This window comes from Streptomyces sp. NPDC058000 (assembly GCF_042886435.1).
In the GTDB taxonomy this organism is placed as follows: domain Bacteria; phylum Actinomycetota; class Actinomycetes; order Streptomycetales; family Streptomycetaceae; genus Streptomyces.
In genome coordinates this window covers 53,677-76,910 of sequence record NZ_JBHVQS010000043.1, presented here as the reverse complement: position 1 = coordinate 76,910, position 23,234 = coordinate 53,677, and the positions used below count along the sequence as shown (strand labels likewise).

Sequence of the window (23,234 nt, the reverse complement as noted above, 5' to 3'; positions counted from 1 at the left end):
GGCGGCGTGAGCACCTGGAGCCTCGCGGGCGGGGCGTCGCTGTACCGATGCTCCAAGTCAATGAACTGCCGCGGCCGCGGCGGGTAACCCTCCGAGGTCAGCAGCTGCACCCGGATGCGCGTGCCCACCAACCAACCTCCGCCGAAGGCGGAACCGGCGGAACCCGGCGTCAGACGGCAACGTGGGCGGCCACCCGCCGCGCGCACCCGACCGTATCCATGCGCCCGGTATCGACCGTCAGGTCGTACCGCACGCCCCGGTGCACCAGGTCGGCCTGGGCGGCGGCCATGCCGGGGACGCGGTCGGCGCGAGCCCGTTCGCGGGCAGCGGCGATCGCGGGATCGCACCGTACGCCGACCCAGAGCACGTCGAGCCCGTCGAGGGCGGTGCGCCAGCGTGCCTGGCCGCTGGCGCCGCCGAGGAAGACCTCGTCGACGATGACGCCGGTGCCGGTGCGGGCGATGGCCGCGATGCCCTGGCACCAGGCGGACTCCAGGCGGCGGAAGGCGGGGCCGACCGTGACCTCGCCGTCCGGGGCCACCGTCAGGCCGTCCGGTGCGGAGGTCAGGCCGGGTGGTAGGGCGTCGACGAAGGTGTCCACGCCGAAGGTGAGCCAGGGCCGGGGGAGGGTGTTCTGGAGGGCCCGGGCGAGGGAGGAAACGCCTGCGCTGGAGCCGCCGTTGAGGACGATGACGTCGGTGGTCATCGGGTCACCGTAGGCGGGCCCGGGGCGGGCGCGCACAGGGTTTCCGGGCCTATCGGCCGATCCCGGGCCGTCCGGGCGGCCGGGTCGTTACCGGGCCGACGTCCGGTGCAGGACCACGACGTCCCCGGCGGTGCCGATCAGGACGTAGGTGGACCTGGGATGGCGGGCGGTGGCGTCGGCCAGGGTGTGTTCGGGGGTGTGGTCGTCGTGGAGTTGGGCGGCGACGTAGTCGGGGGCCAGGCCGCCGGTGTCGCCGGTCCAGTAGACGCGGGTGCGGCCGGTGAGGTGGCTGAGCGGGCGGATGTCGGACTCCACGGTCGCGCCGTCGGGTATGCGGTCGAGCAGTCGCTCGGCGGCGGTCACCGACGGCGGTGTGCGGTAGGTATCGGCCTCGGTCAGCCGCGCCAGCGGCAGCGTGGTGGTGAGCGCGAGTGCGGCGGCCAGGACGGCGGCGGGCAGGTGGTGGGCGTAGGAGCGCAGCCAGGGCCGTCGGGAGGCGAGGGCGCGCGGCAGGGCGTCGACCAGGGCGAGGAGGACGACGGGCATCAGGACGGCGCTGTAGTGCCAGTCGGTGCCCCAGTAGTGCGGTTCGTGGGAGAGGAAGCGCCAGCCGAGGGTGGGTGCGGCCACGAGGAGCAGGGGGGAGCGGAGGGCGAGCAGGCCGGTGGTGGGCAGCAGGGTCCACAGCAGGGTGCGGAGGGCGACGTCGAGGGGTATGGCGGGGGCGGAGTTGCCGTGGCCGCCGAGTTTGTTCCAGTAGTCGTACGAGCCGGAGCCGTTGAAGGCGGGGATGACCAGGCCGAGGACGACGGCGGTGGCGGTGATGCCGACGGCGACCAGGGCGAGGGGGAGCGGGCCGGCGCGGCGGGTGCGGATCAGGGCGAGCGCCCCGATGGCGGCGGCGGTGACGCCCAGGTCCTCCTTGACCAGGATCAGTGGTGCGGCCCAGCACACCGCTGCGTTCCAGCGTCCGCGCAGTGCCGCTTCGAGGGCGAAGGCGATCAGCGGTACCGCGAAGGCTATTTCGTGGAAGTCGAAGTCGACGGCCCGCTGGATGCCCCAGGACAGGCCGTAGGCGAGGCCGAGGGCCAGCCCGCGTCGGCGGCCCAGGTGGTGGGCGGCGGCGCGGGTGACGGGTATCGCGGAGAGCGCGAACAGGGCGGCCTGCGTGGTGAGCAGGGTCAGGGGGGAGGGGAGGAGCCGGTAGAAGGGGGCGAGCAGCACCAGGATGGGGCTGAAGTGGTCGCCGAGGATGTTGGTGCCGGGGCCTTTGAGGTCGACGACGGGCGCCTGGAGGTGGGCGTAGCCGCGGATCGCCTGCTCGAAGATGCCGAGGTCCCAGGAGATCGTGGACAGGGTGCGGTAGCGCCAGGACGAGAGCACGGCGAACGCGAGGAAGAAGAACCCGGCGGTCCAGTACGGGTCGAGGCGCGGGGCGCGGAGCGCGGCGAGCCGGGACGCCGGTGGGGTGGCGGGTGCGGTCGCCGGGGCGGACGCGGTGGTGGGGGACGGCCCGGGGCGGCCGTCCGCCGCGGTCGCTGCGGCCGTGTCCATGGGCGTCCTCACTCTCGATTTCCGAAAAGATATCCGAATCGGGGTGCGGGTCGGTCCGGTCTTCGCCGGCCGGCCCGTCTCCTCGTTCACCTGTCCCGCAACCCTGTTGCCACGCTTTTCGGATTGGATCCCCCACGTGATACGGACCGCCCCGTCCGCCCGCCCCCACGGCCCCGCCGCGAGCCGTTCGCCCTTCGTTCCGCGGGTCGTTGGTGCCGCCGCCCTGGCCGCGCTGCTGACCGTCACCGGCTGCTCCGGCCACGGCGGCCGGGGTGGCAGTGGTTCGGACGCGGGGGCGGGCCCGTCCGTTCCCGCGGACGGCGGTGGGCGGCAGGGGGCGCCGGGCAGCGCGCTGCCCGCGCTGGACTCCCTGGCCGTCAAGCGCCCGGCGACGAAGACCGGTTACGCCCGGGACCGCTTCGGCTCGGCCTGGGCGGACACCGACGGCAACGGCTGCGGTACTCGCGACGACATCCTCAAGCGGGATCTGCGGGGCGCCGCGTTCCGGGACGCGAAGAAGTGCGTGGTGGTGTCGGGGACCCTCCCGAAGGACCCGTACACGGGGAAGTCGTTGAGCTATCAGCGCGGCCGCAGCACCGTCGACATCGACCACGTGGTGGCGTTGTCGGACGCGTGGCAGACGGGTGCGCGGCAGTGGCCGGCGCGCAAGCGGGTGGCGTTGGCCAACGATCCTCTGAACCTCATCGCGGTGGAGGCGTCGGCCAACCGCAGCAAGAGCGACGGGGACGCGGCGGACTGGCTGCCCCCGTACCCCGGTTACCGCTGTACGTACGTCGCGCGGCAGGTGGCGGTGAAGAAGAAGTACGGGCTGTGGGTGACGCGGGCCGAGAAGGACGCGATGGCCAAGGTGCTCAACTCCTGCCCGCGGCAGGCGCTGCCGGGCGGTGGGACGCCGACCGAGGCGCCGGCGCGCTTCACCGCGAAGTAGTCGCCGGCTCACGCGAAGACGGCCCCCGGCCCGGATCGCGCGGGGCGCGGATCCGGGCCGGGGGCCGTCGGCGGCGTTCTTTTCGGGTGGCGCCGGCCGGGGCCGGGCCGCCCGGGTCAGCTGGTCGGCAGCTTCCAGTGGACGCCCTGCAGGTCGATGTCCGGGGCGACCTCGACGTCGAGCTCCTTGGCGGTGGGCGGGGCGTCGAAGGCGACGTCCACGGTGGCGGTGGCGCCCGGGGCGATGGAGCCGTCGAAGCCGATGCCGATCTTGCCGTCGATGATCTGCTCCGCCTTGCGGCCGTCGGTGCCGGTCTTGGCCTTGATCTGGGTCAGGGCCGGGTTGAAGGCGGCCTTGCCCTTGTTCTTGATCTGCACGGTGACCTTGAACGCCTTGTTGCCCGCGGTGTGGCCGGAGGCGATGTCGCCGACCGTGTACGGGGAGAGCTTGGCGACGCTCACCTCAAGGCCCTTGTCCGGGTAGGTCGCCGCGTCGCCCGGCCCGTAGGGCTTGTTGTTCTTGCTGCCGTCCTTGGGCTGCGCCTGCGACCCGTTGACCTGCTTGTTGATCTCGTCGACCGCCTTGTTCACGGCGAGCACGGTGACGATGACGCCGACGATCGCGAGGATCAGGGCGAGGCCGCCGAGGATCGTGCCGGTCAGCGCCACGCCCTTGTTGGTCGCCTGGCCCTTCTTGACCCGGCTCAGGCCGACGAAGCCGAAGATCAGCGACAGCAGACCGAGCGGTCCGGCCAGCCAGAACAGGATCATCGGGATACCGCTGAGCGCGCCGATGATGCCGAGGATCAGGGCCGTGACGCCGAGGCCGTTGCGGGCCGCCTGGTGGTGACCGGGGGTCGGCATGCCGGGCGCCCCCTCCGGGACGGGCTGGTACTGCATCTGCTGGGACATGCGAAGGGGCCCCTTCCGGGCGCTGGACTGCGTTCTGTCGAATCGGTGGGTCAATAACAACAGAGGCTGTGAACCGAGTCAACACGAATTCACGAAACATCGTGGTTCACGGCGTGAACGGGTTCGTTCGTAGTGCATGGGTATGCTCGTCGACACAGAGGTCACACTGAGGTCACGGGGTCATCAGGACAGGAGCCACACAGGTGCCGGAGAAGGCGACGGACGACAGCGCGGGCCACGGCGCTACGGACACCAGCGCAGACAGCGGGGCGGACGGCCGCCCGACCGAGGTGACCGCCGCCGGCATCGCCCGGCTCGCCGGCGTCGGCCGGGCCGCGGTCAGCAACTGGCGGCGCCGCCACGCCGACTTCCCCAAACCCGTCGGCGGCACCGAGACCAGCCCCGCCTTCGCCCTCCGCGACGTCGAACAATGGCTCCGCGACCAGGGCAAACTCGCCGAGATCCCGGCCCGCGAACGGGTCTGGCAGCAACTCGTCGGCCACCCCGCCGGAGCCGCCGCCGCGCTCCGCCAGGTCGGCGCCGTCCTGCTGCTGGTCCACGAACGACCGGCCGCCTGGCGCGAACTCCGCGGCGCCGCCGACGACACCGAACTGACCGGCGTACTGCCCGCGATGCTCGAATCCGTCCTCACCGGTCGGCTCGGCCCCGAGCACCCGGTGCGCGGCCTGACCCGCGCGGCGCTCGCCCACTCCGCCGCCCTGGTCCGCGCCGCCGGCGACCTCGCCACCACCGACGGCGCCGCCGCGGCATACGGCTTCCTGCTCGGCCGCCACCTGGACGCCAACCCCCGCCAGTACACCCTCACCCCGCCCGGGCCGGCCGCCCTGATGGCCGAACTCGCCGCCGGCGCCGGCCCGTTGGGCGTCGTCCTGGACCCGGCCTGCGGCGCCGGCGGACTCCTGGCCGCCGCCCGCGAGCACTCCGCCGCCCCCCTCACCCTCCACGGCCAGGACGCCGACCCCGACCTCGCCGCCCTCACCGCGCTCCGGCTCGCCCTGGAAGCCCCCGGTGCCGAGGTCCGCGTCCGGGCCGCCGACACCCTGCGCGCCGACGCCTTCCCGCAGCTCGCCGCCGACGCCGTCCTCCTCCACCCGCCGTTCAACGAACGCAACTGGGGCCACGACGAACTCGCCTACGACCCCCGCTGGGAGTACGGCTTCCCGGCCCGCACCGAATCCGAGCTCGCCTGGGTCCAGCACGCCCTGGCCCGGCTGCGCCCCGGCGGCACCGCCGTCCTCCTCATGCCGCCCGCCGCCGCCTCCCGCCGCTCCGGCCGCCGGATCCGCGCCGACCTGCTGCGCCGCGGCGCACTGCGCGCGGTGATCGCCCTGCCCGCCGGCGCCGCCCCGCCCAACAACATCCCGCTGCACCTGTGGGTGCTGCGCAAGCCCGGCGACCCCTCAGCCGTCCCGCACCTGCTCGTCGTCGACACCGCCCCGGCCGCCAAGCCCTCGGCCTCGTTCGAGCAGGGCGGGACCCCCACCGCCGGCCGCGACAAGTTCGACTGGCAGACCGTGCGGGCCACCGCCGTGGACGCCTGGCGGGACTTCGACCGCGACGGCGGCATCGAGGAAGTGCCCGGCGTACGGCGCTCCCTGGCCGCCATCGACCTCCTCGGCGACGACGTCGACCTGGCCCCCGCCCGGCACCTGCCGCCGCCCGCCGCGGCCGGCGGCCCCGCCGAACTCGCCCGGGTCCACGACCGCCTCACCGCGACCCTGGCCCGCACCACCGCACTCACCCCGCACCCCGGCGCGGACGCCACCGCCCCCCAACCGCCCGCCGCCCGCTGGCCGCTGACCACCGTCGGCGAACTCGCCCGCTCCGGCGCCCTCGTCCTGCGCACCGGCGGCGCCGGCACCACCGCCCCCGGCGGGGCAGCCCCCGCGGTCCTCACCGACCACGACGTCATCGGCGGCCTCGCGCCCTCCGGGACCCTCCCCGAGACCCCCACCGGCACACCCCCCGAGGAGCCCGTCCTCGTCCAGGAGGGCGACGTGATCGTCCCGGTCCTCGGCGGCGGCGCCACCGCCCGGGTCGTCGACGAGACCACCGCCGGCGCCGCCCTGGGCCGCAACCTCACCCTGCTGCGGCCCGACACCGTCGCCCTCGACCCCTGGTTCCTGGCCGGATTCCTCCGCGGCACCGCCAACAACCGCCAGGCCAGCAGCTACGCCTCCACCGCCACCCGGCTCGACGTCCGCCGCCTCCAACTGCCCCGGCTCCCGCTCGCCGACCAGCGCCGCTACGGCCGCCGGTTCGCCGACCTGGCCACCTTCGAGAACGCCCTGCGGCTGGCCTCCCGGCTCGGCGAACAACTGGTCCAGGGCCTCCACGACGGACTGACGGACGGCTCGGTCGCGCCGGACTGAGCCCCGGACCCGGGACGGGCGGCCGACCGGCCCGGGTCGGCCGGCCGAGGGCGCCGGCAGATTAACCATCGCAATTCGTACAACCTTGCACACGCGTTCGTCGTCGTATATACGCTCGCCAACACGTGCGCGTACCGACGGACCCACGGTGGCGCACGCGGCCGCCGTGGCCACCCGGCCCGGCCCCGGCCACGAACGATCCGTCAGGAGCAGTGATGCACGGCCCAGTCCCGTCCCCGACGCCGCACCGTCCCCCGGCGCGCGGGACGGTCCTCGCACTGCGGGTGGTCTTCGTGGCCGCCACGGTGCTCAGCCTGGGCTTCCTGGCCTGGGCCGCGATGCTGCGGGCCGCGATCGTGCAGCGCCGACCACTGGGCTGGTGGCTCTTCGCCGGCGACCTGGCGCTGTTCCTCGGCACCTGCGTGCTCATCGTCAGCTTCCCGGAGACCGACTGGCGCACCAACCTCGGCGTCGCCCTCCTGCTGCTCCAGATCGCCGCGGTCGTCGCGTACTACCTCTTCGTCGACATCCGCGCCGCGCGCCCCCACTTCGCCGGGCCGGTCCCGCCGACCTACCCCGCCGGGCCGCCCTTCCACCCCTACGCCCCGGCCCCGCCGCCCCTCCACCCCCACCCCTCGCTGCACGCCCAGGAGACCCAGCCCTACCCCACCATGGGCCCCGCCCCCGTCAACCCGTACGCCACGACCGCCACCGGACCGCCCCCGCAGCCCGCGCCCGGCCACCACCCCACAACGACACCGCTGCGCGGCGACAGTCCCCATCCGGCACCCGGCCCCCGTCCGCAGCCCCAGCGCATCGACCAGGTCCGCGCCGAACTCGACGAACTCAGCGACTACCTCCGCCAGGAGGGCCGGTGAACGGGCGGGTCATCGCCGACCGCTACGAACTCTCCGCCCTGCTGGGCCAGGGCGGCATGGGCCAGGTCTGGATCGGCTACGACCGCCGCCTGGACCGCCGGGTCGGCGTCAAGCTGCTCCGCCCCGACCGGGTCGCCGGCACCCCCGACGGCGAGGAGATGCGCCGCCGCTTCGTCCGCGAGTGCCGGGTCACCGCGCAGGTCGACCACCCCGGACTCGTCACCGTCCACGACGCCGGCAGCGACGACGAAGACCTCTACCTGGTCATGCAGTACGTCGACGGCGCCGACCTCTCCGACCACCTCGCCGAGCACGACCCGTACCCCTGGCCCTGGGCGGTCTCCGTCGCCGCCCAGGCGTGCGCCGTCCTCGCCGCGGTGCACGCGGTGCCGATCGTCCACCGGGACCTCAAGCCCCGCAACGTCATGATCCGGCCGGACGGCTCCGTCATCGTCCTCGACCTGGGCATCGCCTCCGCCCTGGACACCGACACCACCCGCCTCACCCACACCGGCTCGCCCATCGGCAGCCCCGCCTACATGGCACCCGAACAAGCCATGGGCGGCGCCGTCGGCCCGTACACCGACCTCTACGCCCTCGGGGTACTGCTGCACGAACTCCTCAGCGGCGAGGTCCCGTTCGCCGGCTCCACCGCGCTGGGCGTCCTGCACCGCCACCTCCACGAGGAACCGGTCCCGGTCCGCCGGCTCCGCCCCGACGTCCCCGAGGCCCTCGAAGCGCTCGTCCTGCACCTGCTCCGCAAGGACCCCCGGGCCCGCCCCGCCGACGCCCAGGAGGTCTACGCGGCCCTCGCCCCCCTCCTGCCCCCCTCAGCCCACCCGTCACCCGACCACCACCCCTCAACGTCGCCGCTGCGCGGCGGGAGCTACCCCCCGCACCCCCCGCTGGCCCCCATGGACCCCACCCGCCCGTTCCGCCAGCCGCACGCCCCCTGGCCGACCCGCGCGACCGGCGCCGCACCCCCCGCACCGACACCGACCGTGCTGGCCACCCCGCGCGTCCCCGACCCGGCGCACGCGGCCGCCCGGGCCGTCCCGGACCCCCGCGCCTCCCTCGCCGGCAACGCCCCCTGGAGCTCCCTGGGCACCCCGGCGGCCTCCCCCAAGCTCTCAGCTCCTCCCCCACTCTCAACTCCGTTCGAGCGGGGGGACCCCCATGCGCAGGGCGGTACCCCCGCCGCCGACCCGCGAGCCTCCGCACCCGCCGGACCGGACGTCGCCGCCGCCGTCGACGAGGTCAAACACCTCCTCGACCAGGGCCGCATCACCCGCGCCGTGGACATCCTCGGCGGCATCCTGCCGGCCGCCGCCGAACGCCACGGCCCGCACTCCCCGGTCGTCCGCACCCTCCGCAAGCAGTACGCGGCCACCCTCATGGACGACGGCCAGTACCGCCGCGCCCTGCCCGAACTCCGCATCCTGGCCGAGGAGTACGCCAAGGAGTCCGGCGCCGGCGCCACCCGCCAGGCCCTCCAGTTCCACCACGACGCCGCCCAGTGCCTGGAACAACTCGGCGAGGTCGCCCAGGCCCTGGAGGAGTACAGGGCCCTCCTCCCGTATTTCGAGCACTACGCCGACGACCCCGTCCGCCCGCTCGAAATCCGCCGCTCCATCGGCCACCTGCTCCTGGCCCAGGGCGAACACGGCGCCGCCAAGGAGACCCTCTCCCGCCTCCTGTACGACGCCGAACGCCTCCACGGCCCGCACCACGCCTTCCCCACGGAGATCCGCCGGACCCTGTACTGGCTGGGGCAGATGCAGGGTTGACGCAGGCAGACGGCGCGCGGGCCGCCCGGGTGAGCCACCCGGGCGGGACGCCCGCCCCCGGCCGGAACCGACCCCGACGCAGCTCGTTGGCCGAAGCAGTGGCCCGGGCCACGCCGACTCCCTAGCATCGATCATTCAGGTCGTAGCCAGGTCGCAACCAGGTCGTCACTCAGTACCAGGTCGTCACTCCGTACTAGGTCGTCACTCCGTCGCACGATCCGATCTGCCGGGAGGCCATGTGTTCCGCCGTAGGACAGCGCTCTCCGTTTCCGCCGCCGCCGCTCTGCTGGCCGCGACCCCGTTGCTCACCGCCTGCGGCACCGACGCCCACCCCGGTGCCGCCGCCGTCATGGACGGCAAGCGGATCACCATCGCCCAACTCCAGGCCCGGGTGAAGGACGTCCGCGCCGCACAGGCCGCATCCCCGCAAGGCAAGCAGATGGTCGCGAACACCGGCCGGCTCAGCCTCGCCACCCTCAACGGCATGATCTTCGACGAGGTGCTGGCCCGCGCCGCCGCGGACGCCGGCGTGACGGTCACCCGCGCCGACATCCAGAAGGGCCGGGCGGCGGTGGAGGACCGGGCCGGCGGCGCCGCCCGACTGCGGACGATGTGGCTCCAGCAGAGCATCGCCCCCGACCGGATCGACGGCGTGGTCCGCAACCAGCTCCTCATCGACGGCCTCGCCGAACACCTGAACGCGGACCGCGGTCGCCCCGACGGCCAGCGCAAACTCGTCGAGGCGCTGTCCAAGACCTCCCGTGCCCTCCGGGTCGACGTCAACCCGCGCTTCGGCAAGTGGGACGACCAGGAGGTCATCCTCGGCGAGACCAAGGACCCGTGGATCGTGCCGTCCACCGCCCAACCACAGCAGGCGTAGCCACCGGGCCCTACCCGGGGCGGGGCGGCGGCCCGGCCGCCCGGCCCTCCCCGGGACCGGGAAGGCGGCCGGGACCCCGGCCCTCCCCGGGGCCGGGCCGCCGGCCCGGGGCACCGACCGGGGGACTCCCGGCACTGTCGGTGGCGTGCGTTACGTTCGTTTACGTGACCCCTGACGCCGCAGACGCCACTCCCGCCGCCGGTCCCGCCGCCGCGCCCCACCCCGAGGGCCCCGGCACCGGCCGCCTGGTCCTGCTCACGACCAGCCACCGGGTCGCCCCCGGCCTGCTGTCCTGGCCCGCCTGGCAGACCCTGCGGTCCGCCGACCGCGTCCTCTGCGCCGACCCGCACCACCCGCAACTCCCCTACCTCCGCGAGGCCGGCATCGCGGTCGAGACCGCCGCCCCCACCGCCCGCGAGCTGGTCGACGACGTCGTCCCCGGGGACCGCACCGCCGTAGTCCTCACCTCCGCCGACGGCGAGAGCGCCCTCACCGACGGACTGGCCCGGCTGGCCGGCTCCGGCCGCGAGACCATGCCCGACCTGGAGCTGCTCCCCGGCTCCTACGACCTCCCCGGCGCCCGCCTCCTCGACCTCGTCCAGGTCATGGACCAGATCCGCGCCGCGTGCCCGTGGAGCAGCATCCGCACCCACCGCGACCTGGCCAAATACGCCATCGAGGAGGCGTACGAGCTGGTCGAGGCCATCGAGGAGGGCGACCGCGAAGCGCTCCGCGAGGAGCTCGGCGACGTCCTCCTCCAGGTCGCCTTCCACGCCCGCATCGCCCAGGACGACCCCGACGAGCCGTTCTCCATCGACGACGTCGCCGGCACCATCGTCGAGAAGCTGCTCCACCGCCACCCGCACGTCTTCGGCGACGAGCCGGCCGAGACCCCCGACGACGTCAAGGCCCACTGGCTCCGCACCAAGGCCGAGGAGAAGCAGCGCGAGTCCGTCACGGAGGGCGTCCCCCTCGCTCAGCCGGGCCTCGCCCTGGCCGCCAAGCTCGCCTCCCGGGCACGGACGGCGGGCCTGGACGTGCCGCTGCCGACGGGAGCCGGGATCGGTTACGAGCTTCTTGCGCTGGCCGTCCGCGCCGAGTCGGAGGGCGTCGACCCGGAGGCGGCCCTACGGGCCGCGGCCCGCGCCTATCGGGATGCGGTGGTGGCGGCTGAAAGCCGCTGAAGAGGGCCCTGCTTAAGTACCGTTGGGGCAGCGGTAGATGAGGGGGCGCGGGTGAACAGCGAGAAGCCACGGCGGTCGGAGAACGCCATCTCCGGTGGCAGCCAGGGCAGCGTGGTGCAGGCCGACACCATCGGCGCGGTGACCCTGCACTCGGGCGGCTTCCCCGGGGCCGGGGCCCTTCCGGACCCCGAGGGGTGGCCCACGGCCGGGGACCTCGACCCCATCGCCTTCGGCGTACGGCCCGCCCACCGGTTGCGCCCGTATCCATCCCTCCCTGACTATGTCATCCGCGACCGCGATGACGATCTCAACGCGGCTCTGGCGCGAGCGAGTTCGGACGGTGGCCTGGTACTCGTACTTGGTGAGCCATTCACCGGAAAGTCACGCACGGCGCTGGCGGCGCTGGCTCGGGGGCCGGTCGGCCGTCGTGTGTTCGCGCCCGCGCGCGGCACAGACCTGCGCGGGCTGCCCGCCCTGCTGCAGGGTCGCCCGGAGCGTCACGTCATCTGGCTCGACGACCTCGATGAGCACCTCGGCGAGGGTGGACTGGAACCGCGCCTGCTCGCCCAGTTGGCGGCCCTTCGGGCCGTCGTCCTGGCCACGATGCGCGAGGACGCTTACGACGACTGCCGGAATGAACCCCGCGGTCGGGTGCTCGACCTCGCGCGCATCGTCGAGCTGGCGCGGGAGTGGAGCCCGGCGGAGAAGGAGCGGCTCGCGTGGGAGGCCGCACGCACCGGGGATCCGCGACTGATAGGCGTTGTCTCGTCCAGTGGCCCGGAGGGGGCCGCCGCGTACCTCGCCTTGGGTCCCCTCCTGTGGGAGGAGTGGTGGCGCGCCCGCCGCGCAGATCGCCACCCGCGCGGCCACGCCTTGGTACGAGCCGCCCGGGACCTCGCCCGCTGTGGCCTCACCGGCCCGCTCCCCATGGACCTCCTCCTCAAGGTCCACGAGGGGTACGTGGACGTGACCGGCATGGAGCGGGAGTCGGCAGAGGACGCCCTCGCCTGGGCTACCGAGCCGCGGCATGGTCTGCTGCCGCTTCTCGTCCGCGCCACTGGGGACACCTGGCTGGCCGCGCCCTTTCATGTTGAGACGGTGTCCCCGGCCCAGGAATTACCGGACGTCTCCGGCCCGGTATGGGGCTGCGCCCTGGAGGTGGCTCGCTTGGATGCGGCTTACGACTACGTAGAGGTCGCGGCAAAGGCAAAGATTGCTTTCCAGCGTGCCGCCGATGCCGGGGACGCTTACGCCCTGCACAACCTCGGTGTTCTCGCCGAGTCGCTGGGGGAGGACGAGGAGGCCGAGCGCTGGTTCCGTCGGGCGGTGGAGGCCAGAGAGCCACGGTCCGCGGGTCGGCTCGGTCGGATGCTCGCCGAGCGGGGCGAGGGCAGGGAAGCCGAGCCGTTCCTGGAGACCGCCGCGGAATCGGGGGACGCGGAGGTGGCGACGCTGCTGGGGAAGTTGCTGCAGGCGCGGGCCGAGCACTGGTTGACGGTGGGGCGGGAAGGCGGCAGCGCGGAGGCGGCATACCTCCTCGGCGACCTGCTGTTCGGTAAACGTGATGAGGATGGCGCCTTCGACAGTTATCTGGACGCGGAGCGTGCCGGGTACACGCCGGTCGCGGCGGGCATGGCTGCCGCGAACCTGTTGTGGAACGAGCACGAGTCCGCCAGGGCGTGGCTGCGACGGGCAATGGACTCGGGCGATGCGTGGGCCGCTGAAGTGCTCAACCACCACCCCACGCGCCCGGAGTCCGTGAACGACGCGGTGGAGAACTTCCGGGACGGCGCCGAGGACGGCCGTGCGATGCATGCCACCAATCTCGGAGTGCTCCTCGAAACGCATAGCGGTGCCGACGGGGCCAGGGTCTGGTACCTCAAGGGGTACGAAATGGGCGACGCCTACGGTGCGTTCCGCCTCGCCGAGTTGCACAAGAAGGACGGTGACGAGGCCGAAGCCGCGGCCTGGTACCGCAAGGCCGCGGCCCTGGGTCACCCCGGGGCTGAGCGGGCCCTCGGCGAGCCCCCGGCCGCGGAGAAGGGCGGCACTGCGGCGGATCAGAGCAGGTGATCCGCCTTGCCCGCCTTCACGTCCCGGACGAGTGTGCGCAGGGCTTCTATGGAGTCCGTGAGGTAGTGGTCTTCGTTGCCGTTGACGGCGATGTAGGCGTTGCCGTGGGCGTCGGTGCCGAGGCGGAAGCAGGAGTTGCCTTCGCCGCAGAACGGCTCTTCCCATGTGATCTCGGGCGTCATGAACCTTCTCCTCATAGTTGGTGCGCGATCTCGTGGATGAAGTCACGAGATCGGTCCGGCGGCAGGGTCAACTCTTCCAACCACTTGAGTTGAACCCGGTATTTCGCCAACTTTTCCTCGGCCTAGCGGAAAACGGGGCCCAGCGTGCCCTCGGCGAGCCCACGCGGCCGAAGACCGCCGACGCCGATCCGGCTGGCTGGTAGCGCCTCACGGGGCGGCCCCGCCCGGACGAACCGCTGGTTCACCGGACGAGGCCCTTCCCTCACCGCGCCGTAAGGGCGCGGCATCCTTCAGGGGAGCGTCCGGAACGCTCCCCGCAGGACGGACCGGGGCCGTGGGCCGAGCCCGTCGGCTCAGACGGGACGCGTCTCGTCCCGCTCGGCGGTTTCCCGGTCGGGGGAGTCGTAGGCGGGCGCGGGCAGCCGGTTGCCCCGACTTACCGCGACCCGCCGCACGTTGGTGAGCGATGCGGTCAAGTCGCTCGCGAGCAGCTGGATTTCGCCGGGCGTCCAGGTCCGCTCACGCAGGACGATCCGGGCCTCCTCGATGAGATCGGCCGCAACGTCGAGCTGTTCCGCCTCGACCCGGTCGGCCATGCGGGAGACGTATCCGGTCCCGTCGCTCGCGAGGAGGTAGCAGGGCTTCCCTTCCAGGCTGCTCCATGGCAGAAGCCGCCCGCCGTCCATGAGCCGTCGAATAGGCTCGGTCATGTCGTCAACCTCCGTGGGGTTGGTGGCCACGCCCTCGGGCCGGTGCACGCCGGCCGCGAGGGTTCTGCGCTTCTTCACGCTGTGTGGCTATTTCGTCACAGAGTCGGGGCTCTTCTGGTTACGCTGCTAGTAGGGGGAGCCTGACAAAGAAGCTGTCAAGTAGGGGAGTTCAGCCCATGGAGAGGCAGCACCGGCCACGTACCCCCAGGGAGAAGTACGGGGAGGAGCTAAGGATCCGGCGCAACGCGGCCGGCATGACGCAGGAAGCGCTGAGCGAGCGTGTGGTGTGCTCGCCCACGCTTATCAGCCACCTTGAGGCGGGACGCCGGTTGCCCAAGCCGGATGACGCGCAGCGGATCGACCAGGCGCTGGGGACGGATGGCTTCTTCGCCCGGTGGCTGGAGGATCTGGAGTCGAAGTACACCGAACATTTCGCAGCCGTGGCCGAATTGGAGAAACAGGCAACGCTGATCCAGCACTTCGCGCTGACGCTGGTCCCCGGTGTGCTCCAGACCGACGACTACGCAGGCGCCTTGTTCCGCGCCTACCGGCCGAACTACACCGCCGAGGAGCTTGACGAGTTCGTCGTCATCCGAACGAAACGCCGCCGCATCCTCGACGGACCGATGCAGCCGGTCGCGTGGACGCTGCTCGACGAGGCCGTTCTCCGGCGCCGCGTCGGCGGTGGGCGAGTCATGGCCGACCAGTTGCACAGGATCGCGGACATGACCGAGGCGGGGCGGCTGCGCCTCCACGTACTGCCGTACAACGTGGGGGCGCATGCGCTCCAACAGAGTCTGCTCACACTCATGAGCTTTGCGGACTCGGCCCCGGTGGCCTACGTCGAGGGCTTCGTGACCGGGAACTTGATGGATGACCCGGCGCTGGTGAGTGCCTGCCAGACGGCCTACGCTCTGGCTCTGGGCGACGCGTTGTCGCAACAGGAGTCACTGGCCCTCGTCAGGTCGGCAGCAGAGGAACACGCGCATGGGCAGCACTAAGGGCATCGTCTCCGACTCGTCCATCCTCACCGGGTGGTACAAGTCCAGTCACAGTGGCGGCGATCAAGGCGAATGCCTGGAAGTCGCCGCCGGCCACGCCCACATCCCCGTACGCGACAGCAAGCGCCCCACCGGCCCCGCGCTGCTCTTCCCCTCCGCAAGCTGGTCGGCCTTCGTGACGGCCGTCAGGCGCGGGGAGTTCTCCGCCTGAGCCACTCCGCCACCCATACCCCCACCACCGCAACCGCCATCCCCGCCCCCAGGGTGCAGACGGCGACCCAGCCGCCCAGGCCCCAGACCATCGAGGTCAGTGCGGAGCCGACCGCGCCGCCCACGAAGTAGCTGGTCATGTAGGCCGAGTTGAGGCGGTTGCGGGCCTCGGGGCGGAGGCCGTAGACGAGGTTCTGGTTGCTGACGTGGACGGCGTGGACGGCGAGGTCGAGCACGATCACGCCGACCAGCAGGGCCGCCAGCGACCAGGCGCCGCCCGCGCCGCCGGCCGCCAGCAGGCCCCAGGAGCCCAGGAGCAGGAACGCGCTGACGCCGGTGACGCGGTGCGCCAGTCCCCGGTCCGCCAGGCGTCCGGCCGTCGAGGCGGCGAGCGAACCGGCCGCGCCGACCAACCCCAGCAGCCCGATCGTCGATTCCTGCCAGCCGTACGCGGGCCCCGACAGCAGGAACACCATCGCCGTCCACAGGACGCTGAAGCCCGCGAAGGTCAGTGCGCCGAGCGCCGCCCGCCAGCGCAACACCGGCTCCTGCGCGAACAGTGCCACCGTCGAGCGCAGCAGGGCCGGGTAGCGGAGGCCGGCGGTGGTGCGGAGGGCCGGGAGGCGGAGGCGGAGCAGTACCGCCATCAGGAGCATCAGGACGGCGTTGACCCAGTAGACGGTGCGCCAGCCGCCGAGTTCGGCCAGCAGACCGGCGGCCGTGCGGGCCAGCAGGATGCCCAGCAGCAGGCCGGTCATGACGGTGCCGATGGTCCGGCCGCGCTCGGCGGGCGCGGACAGGGTCGCCGCGAACGGCATGACGACCTGGGCGGCGACGGAGGTGAGGCCGGTGAGGGCGGTGCCCGTCAGCAGCAGTGCGGCGTTCGGGGCGCTCGCCGTCACGGTCAGGAAGGCGGCGGTCAGGGCGCAGAGGACGACCGCGAGCCGGCGGCGTTCCAGGAGGTCGCCGAGGGGGACGAGGAGCAGCAGCCCGAGGCCGTAGCCGGTCTGGGCGACGGTGACGACCAGGGCGGTGGTGCCGGCGGAGAGGCGGAGGTCGTGGCCTATGACGTCCAGGAGCGGCTGGGCGAAGTAGTTGCCGGCGACCGAGAGGCCGGCGGCGACGGACATCAGGAGCAGGGTGCCGCGGCTCAGGCGGCTGGCCCTCGCGTCGGCGCCGGAGCCCGTATCCGGTCCCGTCTCGTGGTGCGCGGCGTGCGCGGCGGTGTTCATGCGGCCCAGCGTCCCGCTCGGGCCATCCATCGGTCCAACACATAGTTTTCATCGCATCGATCGTCGATTGCGATGGATGGCGATGGATGGCGATGGCTGGTGGAGGGGTGGTGGCGGGGCGGTGCGTGCCTACGATCGCGCGCATGGAGCTCCAGCAGATGCGGTACGTCGTCGCGGTCGCCGAGACCGGTGGGTTCACCCGGGCCGCGGAGCGCTGCCATGTGGTGCAGTCCGCACTCAGCCACCAGATCGCGCGGTTGGAGAAGGAGCTGGGGGCCCGGCTCTTCGACCGGACGAGCCGGAGCGTGCGGCTGACCGTCGCCGGGGAAGCGTTCCTTCCGGTCGCCCGGCAGACGTTGCAGGCCGCCGAGCGGGCCCGTGCGGAGGTGGAGGCGGTGACCGGCGAGGTGCGCGGGCGGCTGGCGGTGGGGGCGATCTCCACCGTCGGGGCGGTCGATCTCGCCCGTGAGCTGGGCGCGTTCCGTACGAAGTATCCGAAGGTGCGGATCAGCCTCCAGATGGAGATGAGCGATCCGTTGATCGAGCGGGTGCGGGAGGGCGCGCTGGACGTGGCGTTCGTCGGGCTGGTGCCCGGGGCGCGCACGGTCGGCGTGCGGGAGGAGGTGCTGGCGCGCGGGGAACTGGTCGTGGTGGTGCCGCCGGAGCATCCGCTGGCCGGGCGGAAGTGGACGACGTTGGCGCGGGTGGCGCGGGAGACCTTCGTCGACTACGCCGAGGGCTCGGCGGCGCGGCGCCAGCGCGAGGAGGCGTTCCGGGCGGCGGGGCTGACGACGCAGGTGGCGTTCGAGGTGACGACCGTGGAGTTCCTGGCGGGGCTGGTCCGGGCCGGGCTCGGGATCGGGATGGTGCCGGAGGTGTCCGCCCGCAAACTGGCCGGGCTGCACCTCGTGCGGGTGCGGCCGGCGCCGGAGCGGACCGAGCGGGTGGTGTGGAGCGGACTGGGGCCGTCGCCGGCCGCGGCGGCGTTCCTGGCGGGGCTGGGCGTGGAGACGGGTTGAGGCCCTGAGTGGGGTGAGGTCCCCGAGTGGGGTGAGGTGCCTGCGTGGGGTGGGGCGGGTGCGGCACCGGTTACGGTCGATGTGTGCAGCAGATGTCCGACGCCCACCAGGAGACCCGGCCCGACGCCCGCCAGGAGGGCGACCCGCCGACCGCCTGCCCGGTGGCCGCCGCCGGTCCGGTCCCCGAACTCTTCTCCTGGGAGTTCGCCGCCGACCCCTACCCGGCGTACGCCTGGCTGCGCGAGCACGCGCCGGTGCACCGGACGCGGCTCCCCAGCGGCGTCGAGGCGTGGCTGGTCACCCGTTACCCGGACGCCCGGCAGGCGCTCGCCGACGCCCGACTGTCGAAGAATCCGGTGCACCATTCCGACACCGCGCACGGAAAGGGCAAGACCGGCATTCCGGGCGAGCGCGGCGCCAACCTGATGACGCACCTGCTGAACATCGACCCGCCGGACCACACCCGGCTGCGCCGCCTGGTCTCCAAGGCGTTCACCCCGCGCCGGGTCGCCGCGTTCGCGCCGCGGATACAGGAGCTGACCGACCAGCTGATCGACGCCATGATCGAGAAACAGCACGGTGCGCAGCGGGGGAGCGCCGACCTCATCCACGAGTTCGCGTTCCCGCTGCCGATCTACGCGATCTGCGATCTTCTCGGCGTCCCGCCCGAGGACCAGGACGACTTCCGCGACTGGGCGGGCATGATGATCCGGCACGGCGGCGGGCCGCGCGGCGGGGTCGCCCGGTCCGTGAAGAAGATGCGGGCGTATCTGGCGGAGCTGATCCACCGTAAGCGCGGCGAACTCGGGGACGACCTGATCTCCGGGCTGATCCGGGCCTCCGACCACGGCGAGCACCTCACGGAGAACGAGGCCGCGGCGATGGCCTTCATCCTGCTCTTCGCCGGCTTCGAGACCACCGTCAACCTCATCGGCAACGGCGCCTACGCCCTGCTCCGCCACCCCGCGCAGCGCGAACTGCTCCAGAAGTCGATCGCGGCCGGCGACACCGAACTGCTCGGCACCGCCGTCGAGGAACTGCTCCGCTACGACGGGCCCGTGGAGCTGGCCACCTGGCGGTACGCGACCCGGGAGTTGACGCTGGGCGGGCAGCGGATCGCCGCGGGGGACCCGGTCCTGGTGGTGCTGGCCGCCGCCGACCGCGATCCGGCGCGGTTCGACGAGCCGGACGTGCTCGACCTCACCCGGCGTGACAACCCGCACTTGGGATACGGGCACGGCATCCACTACTGCCTCGGCGCGCCACTGGCCCGACTCGAAGGGCAGACCGCCCTGGCGACCCTGCTGACCCGACTCCCGGACCTCCGACTTGCGGCGGAACCAGACGATTTGCGCTGGCGCGGCGGGCTCATCATGCGCGGACTGCGCACCCTGCCGGTGGAGTTCACGCCCGAACCGCGTCCTGACCAGGGATCACTCCATAACTGACGCCCAGTCAGCTACGTGACCATCGCGTGATCTCCGCTACACCGACTTGTGACTGCCCGTAACCCCGGCTACCTTTCCACCGACGATCGGGGCCGGCCCCGGGCTGCCGCCCGGTACCTCGCCGACACCGGTCCGACAACTCAACCGCCGCGCGAAAGGCAACCGCATGCGTTCCGGGAACGGCCGGCATCGTCGCCCCCGACAAGCACCGGCCATCTTTGTCACGGCAGGAGTGACCGGCGCGGGCCTGGCCCTGCCGCTGTTCACCGCGGGCGGCGCCCAGGCGGCCGACGCGCCGACCTGGGACCGCGTCGCGCAGTGCGAGAGCGGCGGGATGTGGAGCTCCGCCACCGGCAACGGCTTCTACGGCGGCCTCCAGCTCACCCAGGAGATGTGGGACGACTACGGCGGCTCCGCCTACGCCTCCCGCCCCGACCTCGCCAGCCGCGCCCAGCAGATAGCCGTGGGCCAGGCGATCCTCGACGACCGCGGCCCGGACGCCTTCCCCAGCTGCGCGGTGCACGCCGGCCTGACCAAGGGCGGCCGCAAGCCCGCCGTCGACCCGGGCCCCACCAGCCGGCCGACGCCGCGCCCGACCGACCGCCACACCGGCACCGGCGCCCCCTCCGACTCCGACGCGACCGGGGACGCCTCCGGCGCGAAGGGGGACCCGGGCGAGGACGGCCCGGCCACCAAGACCCCCGAGCCGTCCGGCAGCGATTCCGGCCGTGGTTCCGGCGGTGGTTCCGGCGGTGACACCGGTACGGATGCCGGCTCCGGCACTGGCTCCGACTCCGGCACCGGTTCCGACTCCGGCACCGACGCCCCGGACGCGCCCCCGGTGACCCCGCCCCCGGCGACCCCGGGCCCGACGGACTCCCCGTCCGCGTCCCCCGCCCCGTCCGACTCCGGAGCGCCCACCGGGTCCCCGTCCGGGACGCCGTCCACCTCCCCGTCCGACCCGGCTTCCCCGGCTCCGTCCGGCTCCACCGAGCCCGGTGACCCCGCCGCGCCGCCCGCCACCGGCAAGCACCGCGGCGCGCCGGACGGTGGCGCGGACGCCGGGGACGACCGGGACGGCGGCAGCGGCCGGCACGCCTCCCGCGGCGGGGAGGCGCCCCGCACGCCCCCGGCGGACGGCAGCTACCGCGTACGCCCGGGTGACAACCTGTCAGCGATCGCCGACAGTCATGACCTGCCGGGCGGCTGGCCCGCGCTCTACCACCGCAACCAGGGCCTCATCGGCTCCGATGCGGACCTCATCCACCCCGGTCAGCTGCTCGATCTCGGCCGACCCCAGGGGTAGTTACCGCCGGTTCGCCCGGTTTCGTAAAAGTGAGATATGGCTCTCGTTGCGGGGGATGGGTCCAGGCCCGTCCCCCGTTTCCATACTGGGGCCTACCTGCGGAAATGCTGGCCGCGATGATCAAAAACGGTCAACTTGGTTCAGAAGATGGGGTTTGAACACCAACGGGATTACTGCTTACGGTCAGGACCGCTCGCCAAAGCGGGCCCTCCGATCGCACGCCGAGTCCTGCCGGCGGTTGGAGTCGACGACGCGCAAGCGCCGAAGGCAGGAGCGGGGGACCCAAGGTAAGTGCCGGCCCCGCCCGTGAAAACGGGTCGACCGGCTTGGGGTGAAGCCCTGCGTGTCGCATCCGCGGCACGCACGGCCGGGCAGCTCACGCCCGAACCCGACAGCTCACCTCGTAGGCGTCGGTGAGGAAACGAACGCACGATGCTGATCAACAAGGGCAAGCACCGCCGCAGCTCCAAGGCCGTCCGCGTCGCCACCCTGGCCGGTGTCGCCGGCGCCGCCGTCGCCGTCCCGCTGCTGGGCGCCACCTCCGCTTCCGCCGCCTCCGTCGCCACCTGGGACAAGGTCGCCCAGTGCGAGTCCGGCGGCAACTGGTCGATCAACACCGGTAACGGCTACTACGGTGGCCTGCAGTTCTCGAACTCCAGCTGGGCCGCCGCCGGTGGCACCCAGTACGCGGCCCGCGCCGACCTGGCCACCAAGTCCCAGCAGATCGCCGTCGCCGAGAAGCTCCTCGCCCTCCAGGGCCCGGGTGCCTGGACCTGCGCCGGCGCCGGCAACCTGACCGCTGGTGGCCCGGCCGCCAACGTCGACACCTCCGGTGCCACCGTCAAGAAGAGCCAGGGCGCCTCCGAGGCCCGCAAGCAGACCCAGGGCACCACCAAGAAGTCCGCCCCGGTCCGCGAGAAGGTCGAGAAGGCCCAGCCGGCCCCGCAGCACTCGCACCGCTCCGGTGACACCTACACCGTCAAGTCCGGTGACACCCTCGCCAAGATCGCCAAGGCGCACGGCACCAACTGGAAGGCGCTCTACGCCGCCAACAAGTCCGTCGTCGGCGGCAACCCCAACCTCATCTTCCCGGGCCAGAAGCTCAGCATCTGAGCCGTCCCGGTTGCCCCAGAGAGCTGCCCCGCCGCGGCGCGTACCCCCGAGCGCGCCACGGCGGGGCTTCTTTCGTTGTCCGGGTCCGGACGCCGCGCCGCGGCCCGTCCACCTGCCCGGCGCCGCCCGGCTGGCACACGTCCTGACGTGCAGCGTTTCCCGATGCCCCGGGCGGCCGGGCGCGGCGTTCCCCGCATAGCGAACATCGTGCGGAAACCTCCCGTGAACTGGGCTTTTGGGCAGCTTGTTGGGTAATTCCGTCCCACGGAGCGGGCCACAGGCGAGCGGATCCGCCCGGGGCCGTTAGGCTCATGCCGAGACCTCCAGACACCCATGAAGGAGACAACGTGCCGTCCATCGACGTCGTCGTAGCCCGCGAAATTCTCGACTCGCGAGGTAATCCCACGGTCGAGGTCGAGGTCGGCCTCGACGACGGCAGCACCGGCCGTGCCGCTGTTCCGTCCGGCGCCTCGACCGGCGCCTTCGAGGCCGTCGAGCTTCGCGACGGCGACCCGAACCGCTACCTCGGCAAGGGCGTGGAGAAGGCCGTCCTCGCCGTCATCGAGCAGATCGGCCCGGAGCTCGTCGGCTACGACGCGACCGAGCAGCGGCTGATCGACCAGGCGATGTTCGACCTGGACGCCACCGACAACAAGGGCTCGCTGGGCGCCAACGCCATCCTCGGCGTCTCCCTCGCTGTCGCGCACGCCGCCTCCGAGGCCAGCGACCTGCCGCTGTTCCGCTACCTGGGCGGCCCGAACGCGCACGTCCTGCCCGTCCCGATGATGAACATCCTGAACGGCGGCTCGCACGCCGACTCCAACGTGGACATCCAGGAGTTCATGATCGCGCCGATCGGCGCGGAGTCCTTCTCCGAGGCCCTGCGCTGGGGCGCCGAGGTCTACCACACCCTCAAGAAGGTCCTGAAGGCCAAGGGCCTGGCCACCGGCCTCGGCGACGAGGGCGGCTTCGCCCCCAACCTGGGCTCCAACCGCGAGGCCCTCGACCTCATCCTTGAGGCCATCAAGGAGGCCGGCTACGCCCCCGGCCAGGACATCGCGCTCGCGCTGGACGTCGCCGCCTCCGAGTTCTACAAGGACGGCAAGTACCAGTTCGAGGGCAAGGAGCGCTCGGCCGCCGAGATGACCGAGTACTACGAGGAGCTGGTGGCGGCCTACCCGCTGGTCTCCATCGAGGACCCGCTCTTCGAGGACGACTGGGCCGGCTGGAACGTCATCACCCAGAAGCTCGGCGCGAAGGTGCAGCTCGTCGGCGACGACCTCTTCGTCACCAACCCCGAGCGCCTCGCCCGCGGCATCGAGGAGAACTCCGCCAACGCCCTCCTGGTCAAGGTCAACCAGATCGGTTCGCTGACCGAGACCCTGGACGCCGTCGAGCTGGCCCAGCGCAACGGCTTCAAGTGCATGATGTCGCACCGCTCCGGTGAGACCGAGGACGTCACCATCGCCGACCTCGCCGTCGCCACCAACTGCGGCCAGATCAAGACCGGCGCCCCGGCCCGCTCCGAGCGCGTCGCCAAGTACAACCAGCTGCTGCGCATCGAGGAGATCCTCGACGACGCCGCGGTGTACGCCGGTCGTAGCGCCTTCCCGCGCTTCAAGGGCTGACCCCCTCAAAGCCCGGCGTGCAGCGCTTCACGGGCTGACGACCACCCCGCCGTCGGCGACCCGCGCGCCG

General features: G+C 72.7%; 20 protein-coding genes and 1 riboswitch. Of the genes, 14 read left to right on the top strand and 6 right to left on the bottom strand.

Going from position 1 to position 23,234, the window contains the following annotated elements:
• Positions 1-169 precede the first annotated feature (169 nt).
• Positions 170-706, bottom strand: coding sequence for a chloramphenicol phosphotransferase CPT (gene cpt / locus ACFVT2_RS31050; protein WP_390023153.1), 537 nt, complete (start codon positions 704-706; stop codon positions 170-172).
• An 87-nt stretch (positions 707-793) separates the two neighbouring features.
• Positions 794-2,260: a DUF2079 domain-containing protein gene (locus ACFVT2_RS31045; RefSeq protein WP_390023151.1), complete on the bottom strand. Its 1,467-nt coding sequence runs from the start codon at positions 2,258-2,260 to the stop codon at positions 794-796.
• A 136-nt stretch (positions 2,261-2,396) separates the two neighbouring features.
• Between ACFVT2_RS31045 and ACFVT2_RS31040 the strand changes: the two genes are divergently transcribed.
• Entirely contained in the window at positions 2,397-3,209 is an 813-nt protein-coding gene (locus tag ACFVT2_RS31040; RefSeq protein ID WP_390023149.1) for an HNH endonuclease family protein, read from the top strand.
• A 116-nt stretch (positions 3,210-3,325) separates the two neighbouring features.
• On the opposite strand, the gene ACFVT2_RS31035 is transcribed toward ACFVT2_RS31040, so the two are convergent.
• Positions 3,326-4,120, bottom strand: a complete 795-nt coding sequence (locus ACFVT2_RS31035; protein ID WP_390023147.1) for a DUF4190 domain-containing protein — start codon at positions 4,118-4,120, stop codon at positions 3,326-3,328.
• A 290-nt stretch (positions 4,121-4,410) separates the two neighbouring features.
• Here ACFVT2_RS31035 and ACFVT2_RS31030 point away from each other — a divergent pair, with 290 nt between their 5' ends.
• The 6 genes from ACFVT2_RS31030 (at position 4,411) to ACFVT2_RS31005 (ending at position 13,315) form a co-directional block, all read left to right on the top strand.
• Entirely contained in the window at positions 4,411-6,513 is a 2,103-nt protein-coding gene (locus ACFVT2_RS31030) for an N-6 DNA methylase (RefSeq protein ID WP_390023169.1), read from the top strand.
• A 215-nt stretch (positions 6,514-6,728) separates the two neighbouring features.
• The gene (locus ACFVT2_RS31025; RefSeq protein WP_390023145.1) at positions 6,729-7,391 is read left to right on the top strand and encodes a hypothetical protein; all 663 of its coding nucleotides are present in this window, start codon (positions 6,729-6,731) and stop codon (positions 7,389-7,391) included.
• Positions 7,388-9,178 (top strand): protein kinase, encoded by a 1,791-nt coding sequence (locus ACFVT2_RS31020; RefSeq protein WP_390023142.1) that lies wholly within the window; start codon positions 7,388-7,390, stop codon positions 9,176-9,178. Before ACFVT2_RS31025 ends, ACFVT2_RS31020 begins: the two co-directional genes overlap by 4 nt.
• A gap of 238 nt (positions 9,179-9,416) precedes the next feature.
• Positions 9,417-10,058 carry a SurA N-terminal domain-containing protein gene (locus ACFVT2_RS31015; protein WP_390023141.1) on the top strand — a complete coding sequence of 214 codons (642 nt, stop codon included), beginning with the start codon at positions 9,417-9,419 and terminating at the stop codon, positions 10,056-10,058.
• 164 nt (positions 10,059-10,222) lie between these two features.
• Positions 10,223-11,242 carry a nucleoside triphosphate pyrophosphohydrolase gene (locus tag ACFVT2_RS31010; protein WP_390023139.1) on the top strand — a complete coding sequence of 340 codons (1,020 nt, stop codon included), beginning with the start codon at positions 10,223-10,225 and terminating at the stop codon, positions 11,240-11,242.
• A gap of 51 nt (positions 11,243-11,293) precedes the next feature.
• Positions 11,294-13,315, top strand: a complete 2,022-nt coding sequence (locus tag ACFVT2_RS31005) for a tetratricopeptide repeat protein (protein WP_390023137.1) — start codon at positions 11,294-11,296, stop codon at positions 13,313-13,315.
• Here ACFVT2_RS31005 and ACFVT2_RS31000 read toward each other — a convergent pair.
• Together ACFVT2_RS31000 and ACFVT2_RS30995 are read right to left on the bottom strand one after the other, a co-directional pair.
• On the bottom strand, positions 13,303-13,497 hold the full coding sequence (locus ACFVT2_RS31000; protein WP_390023135.1) for a hypothetical protein: 195 nt from the start codon (positions 13,495-13,497) through the stop codon (positions 13,303-13,305). The two genes, ACFVT2_RS31005 and ACFVT2_RS31000, sit on opposite strands and share 13 nt — an antisense overlap.
• Positions 13,498-13,850: 353 nt before the next feature.
• Entirely contained in the window at positions 13,851-14,207 is a 357-nt protein-coding gene (locus ACFVT2_RS30995) for a hypothetical protein (protein WP_390023167.1), read from the bottom strand.
• A gap of 176 nt (positions 14,208-14,383) precedes the next feature.
• On the opposite strand from ACFVT2_RS30995, the gene ACFVT2_RS30990 reads away from it, so the two are divergent.
• Complete coding sequence (locus tag ACFVT2_RS30990; protein ID WP_390023134.1) at positions 14,384-15,208, top strand: helix-turn-helix domain-containing protein; 825 nt, start codon at positions 14,384-14,386, stop codon at positions 15,206-15,208.
• Positions 15,195-15,419 (top strand): DUF397 domain-containing protein, encoded by a 225-nt coding sequence (locus ACFVT2_RS30985; protein ID WP_390023133.1) that lies wholly within the window; start codon positions 15,195-15,197, stop codon positions 15,417-15,419. The genes ACFVT2_RS30990 and ACFVT2_RS30985 overlap by 14 nt, the downstream gene beginning before the upstream one ends.
• Here the strand turns inward: ACFVT2_RS30985 and ACFVT2_RS30980 are convergent.
• Complete coding sequence (locus ACFVT2_RS30980) at positions 15,394-16,650, bottom strand: MFS transporter (protein WP_390023131.1); 1,257 nt, start codon at positions 16,648-16,650, stop codon at positions 15,394-15,396. The genes ACFVT2_RS30985 and ACFVT2_RS30980 overlap by 26 nt on opposite strands.
• Positions 16,651-16,793: 143 nt before the next feature.
• On the opposite strand from ACFVT2_RS30980, the gene ACFVT2_RS30975 reads away from it, so the two are divergent.
• From ACFVT2_RS30975 to eno, 5 genes are all read left to right on the top strand, one after another.
• Entirely contained in the window at positions 16,794-17,669 is an 876-nt protein-coding gene (locus ACFVT2_RS30975) for a LysR family transcriptional regulator (RefSeq protein WP_390023130.1), read from the top strand.
• Positions 17,670-17,761: 92 nt separating this feature from the next.
• The gene (locus tag ACFVT2_RS30970) at positions 17,762-19,117 is read left to right on the top strand and encodes a cytochrome P450 (RefSeq protein WP_390023164.1); all 1,356 of its coding nucleotides are present in this window, start codon (positions 17,762-17,764) and stop codon (positions 19,115-19,117) included.
• A gap of 232 nt (positions 19,118-19,349) precedes the next feature.
• Positions 19,350-20,423 (top strand): transglycosylase family protein, encoded by a 1,074-nt coding sequence (locus ACFVT2_RS30965; protein ID WP_390023129.1) that lies wholly within the window; start codon positions 19,350-19,352, stop codon positions 20,421-20,423.
• Positions 20,424-20,672: 249 nt separating this feature from the next.
• Positions 20,673-20,848, top strand: a riboswitch (cyclic di-AMP (ydaO/yuaA leader).
• Between the two features lie 7 nt (positions 20,849-20,855).
• Complete coding sequence (locus tag ACFVT2_RS30960) at positions 20,856-21,536, top strand: transglycosylase family protein (RefSeq protein ID WP_390023127.1); 681 nt, start codon at positions 20,856-20,858, stop codon at positions 21,534-21,536.
• Between the two features lie 347 nt (positions 21,537-21,883).
• A complete protein-coding gene (eno, locus tag ACFVT2_RS30955) occupies positions 21,884-23,164 on the top strand; it encodes a phosphopyruvate hydratase (RefSeq protein ID WP_390023126.1) in 1,281 nt (426 codons plus the stop codon).
• Positions 23,165-23,234: the final 70 nt, after the last annotated feature.

Excerpts from the sequence above, each read along its gene's own strand:
- ACFVT2_RS31035 (WP_390023147.1), bottom strand. The coding sequence starts at position 4,120 with ATGTCCCAGCAGATGCAGTACCAGCCCGTCCCGGAGGGGGCGCCCGGC.
- ACFVT2_RS30960 (WP_390023127.1), top strand. The coding sequence starts at position 20,856 with ATGCTGATCAACAAGGGCAAGCACCGCCGCAGCTCCAAGGCCGTCCGC.
- ACFVT2_RS30995 (WP_390023167.1), bottom strand. The coding sequence starts at position 14,207 with ATGACCGAGCCTATTCGACGGCTCATGGACGGCGGGCGGCTTCTGCCA.
- cpt (WP_390023153.1), bottom strand. The coding sequence starts at position 706 with ATGACCACCGACGTCATCGTCCTCAACGGCGGCTCCAGCGCAGGCGTT.
- ACFVT2_RS31025 (WP_390023145.1), top strand. The coding sequence starts at position 6,729 with ATGCACGGCCCAGTCCCGTCCCCGACGCCGCACCGTCCCCCGGCGCGC.
- ACFVT2_RS30980 (WP_390023131.1), bottom strand. The coding sequence starts at position 16,650 with ATGAACACCGCCGCGCACGCCGCGCACCACGAGACGGGACCGGATACG.
- ACFVT2_RS30970 (WP_390023164.1), top strand. The coding sequence starts at position 17,762 with ATGTCCGACGCCCACCAGGAGACCCGGCCCGACGCCCGCCAGGAGGGC.
- ACFVT2_RS31000 (WP_390023135.1), bottom strand. The coding sequence starts at position 13,497 with ATGACGCCCGAGATCACATGGGAAGAGCCGTTCTGCGGCGAAGGCAAC.
- ACFVT2_RS31045 (WP_390023151.1), bottom strand. The coding sequence starts at position 2,260 with ATGGACACGGCCGCAGCGACCGCGGCGGACGGCCGCCCCGGGCCGTCC.
- ACFVT2_RS30975 (WP_390023130.1), top strand. The coding sequence starts at position 16,794 with ATGGAGCTCCAGCAGATGCGGTACGTCGTCGCGGTCGCCGAGACCGGT.
- ACFVT2_RS30990 (WP_390023134.1), top strand. The coding sequence starts at position 14,384 with ATGGAGAGGCAGCACCGGCCACGTACCCCCAGGGAGAAGTACGGGGAG.
- ACFVT2_RS30985 (WP_390023133.1), top strand. The coding sequence starts at position 15,195 with ATGGGCAGCACTAAGGGCATCGTCTCCGACTCGTCCATCCTCACCGGG.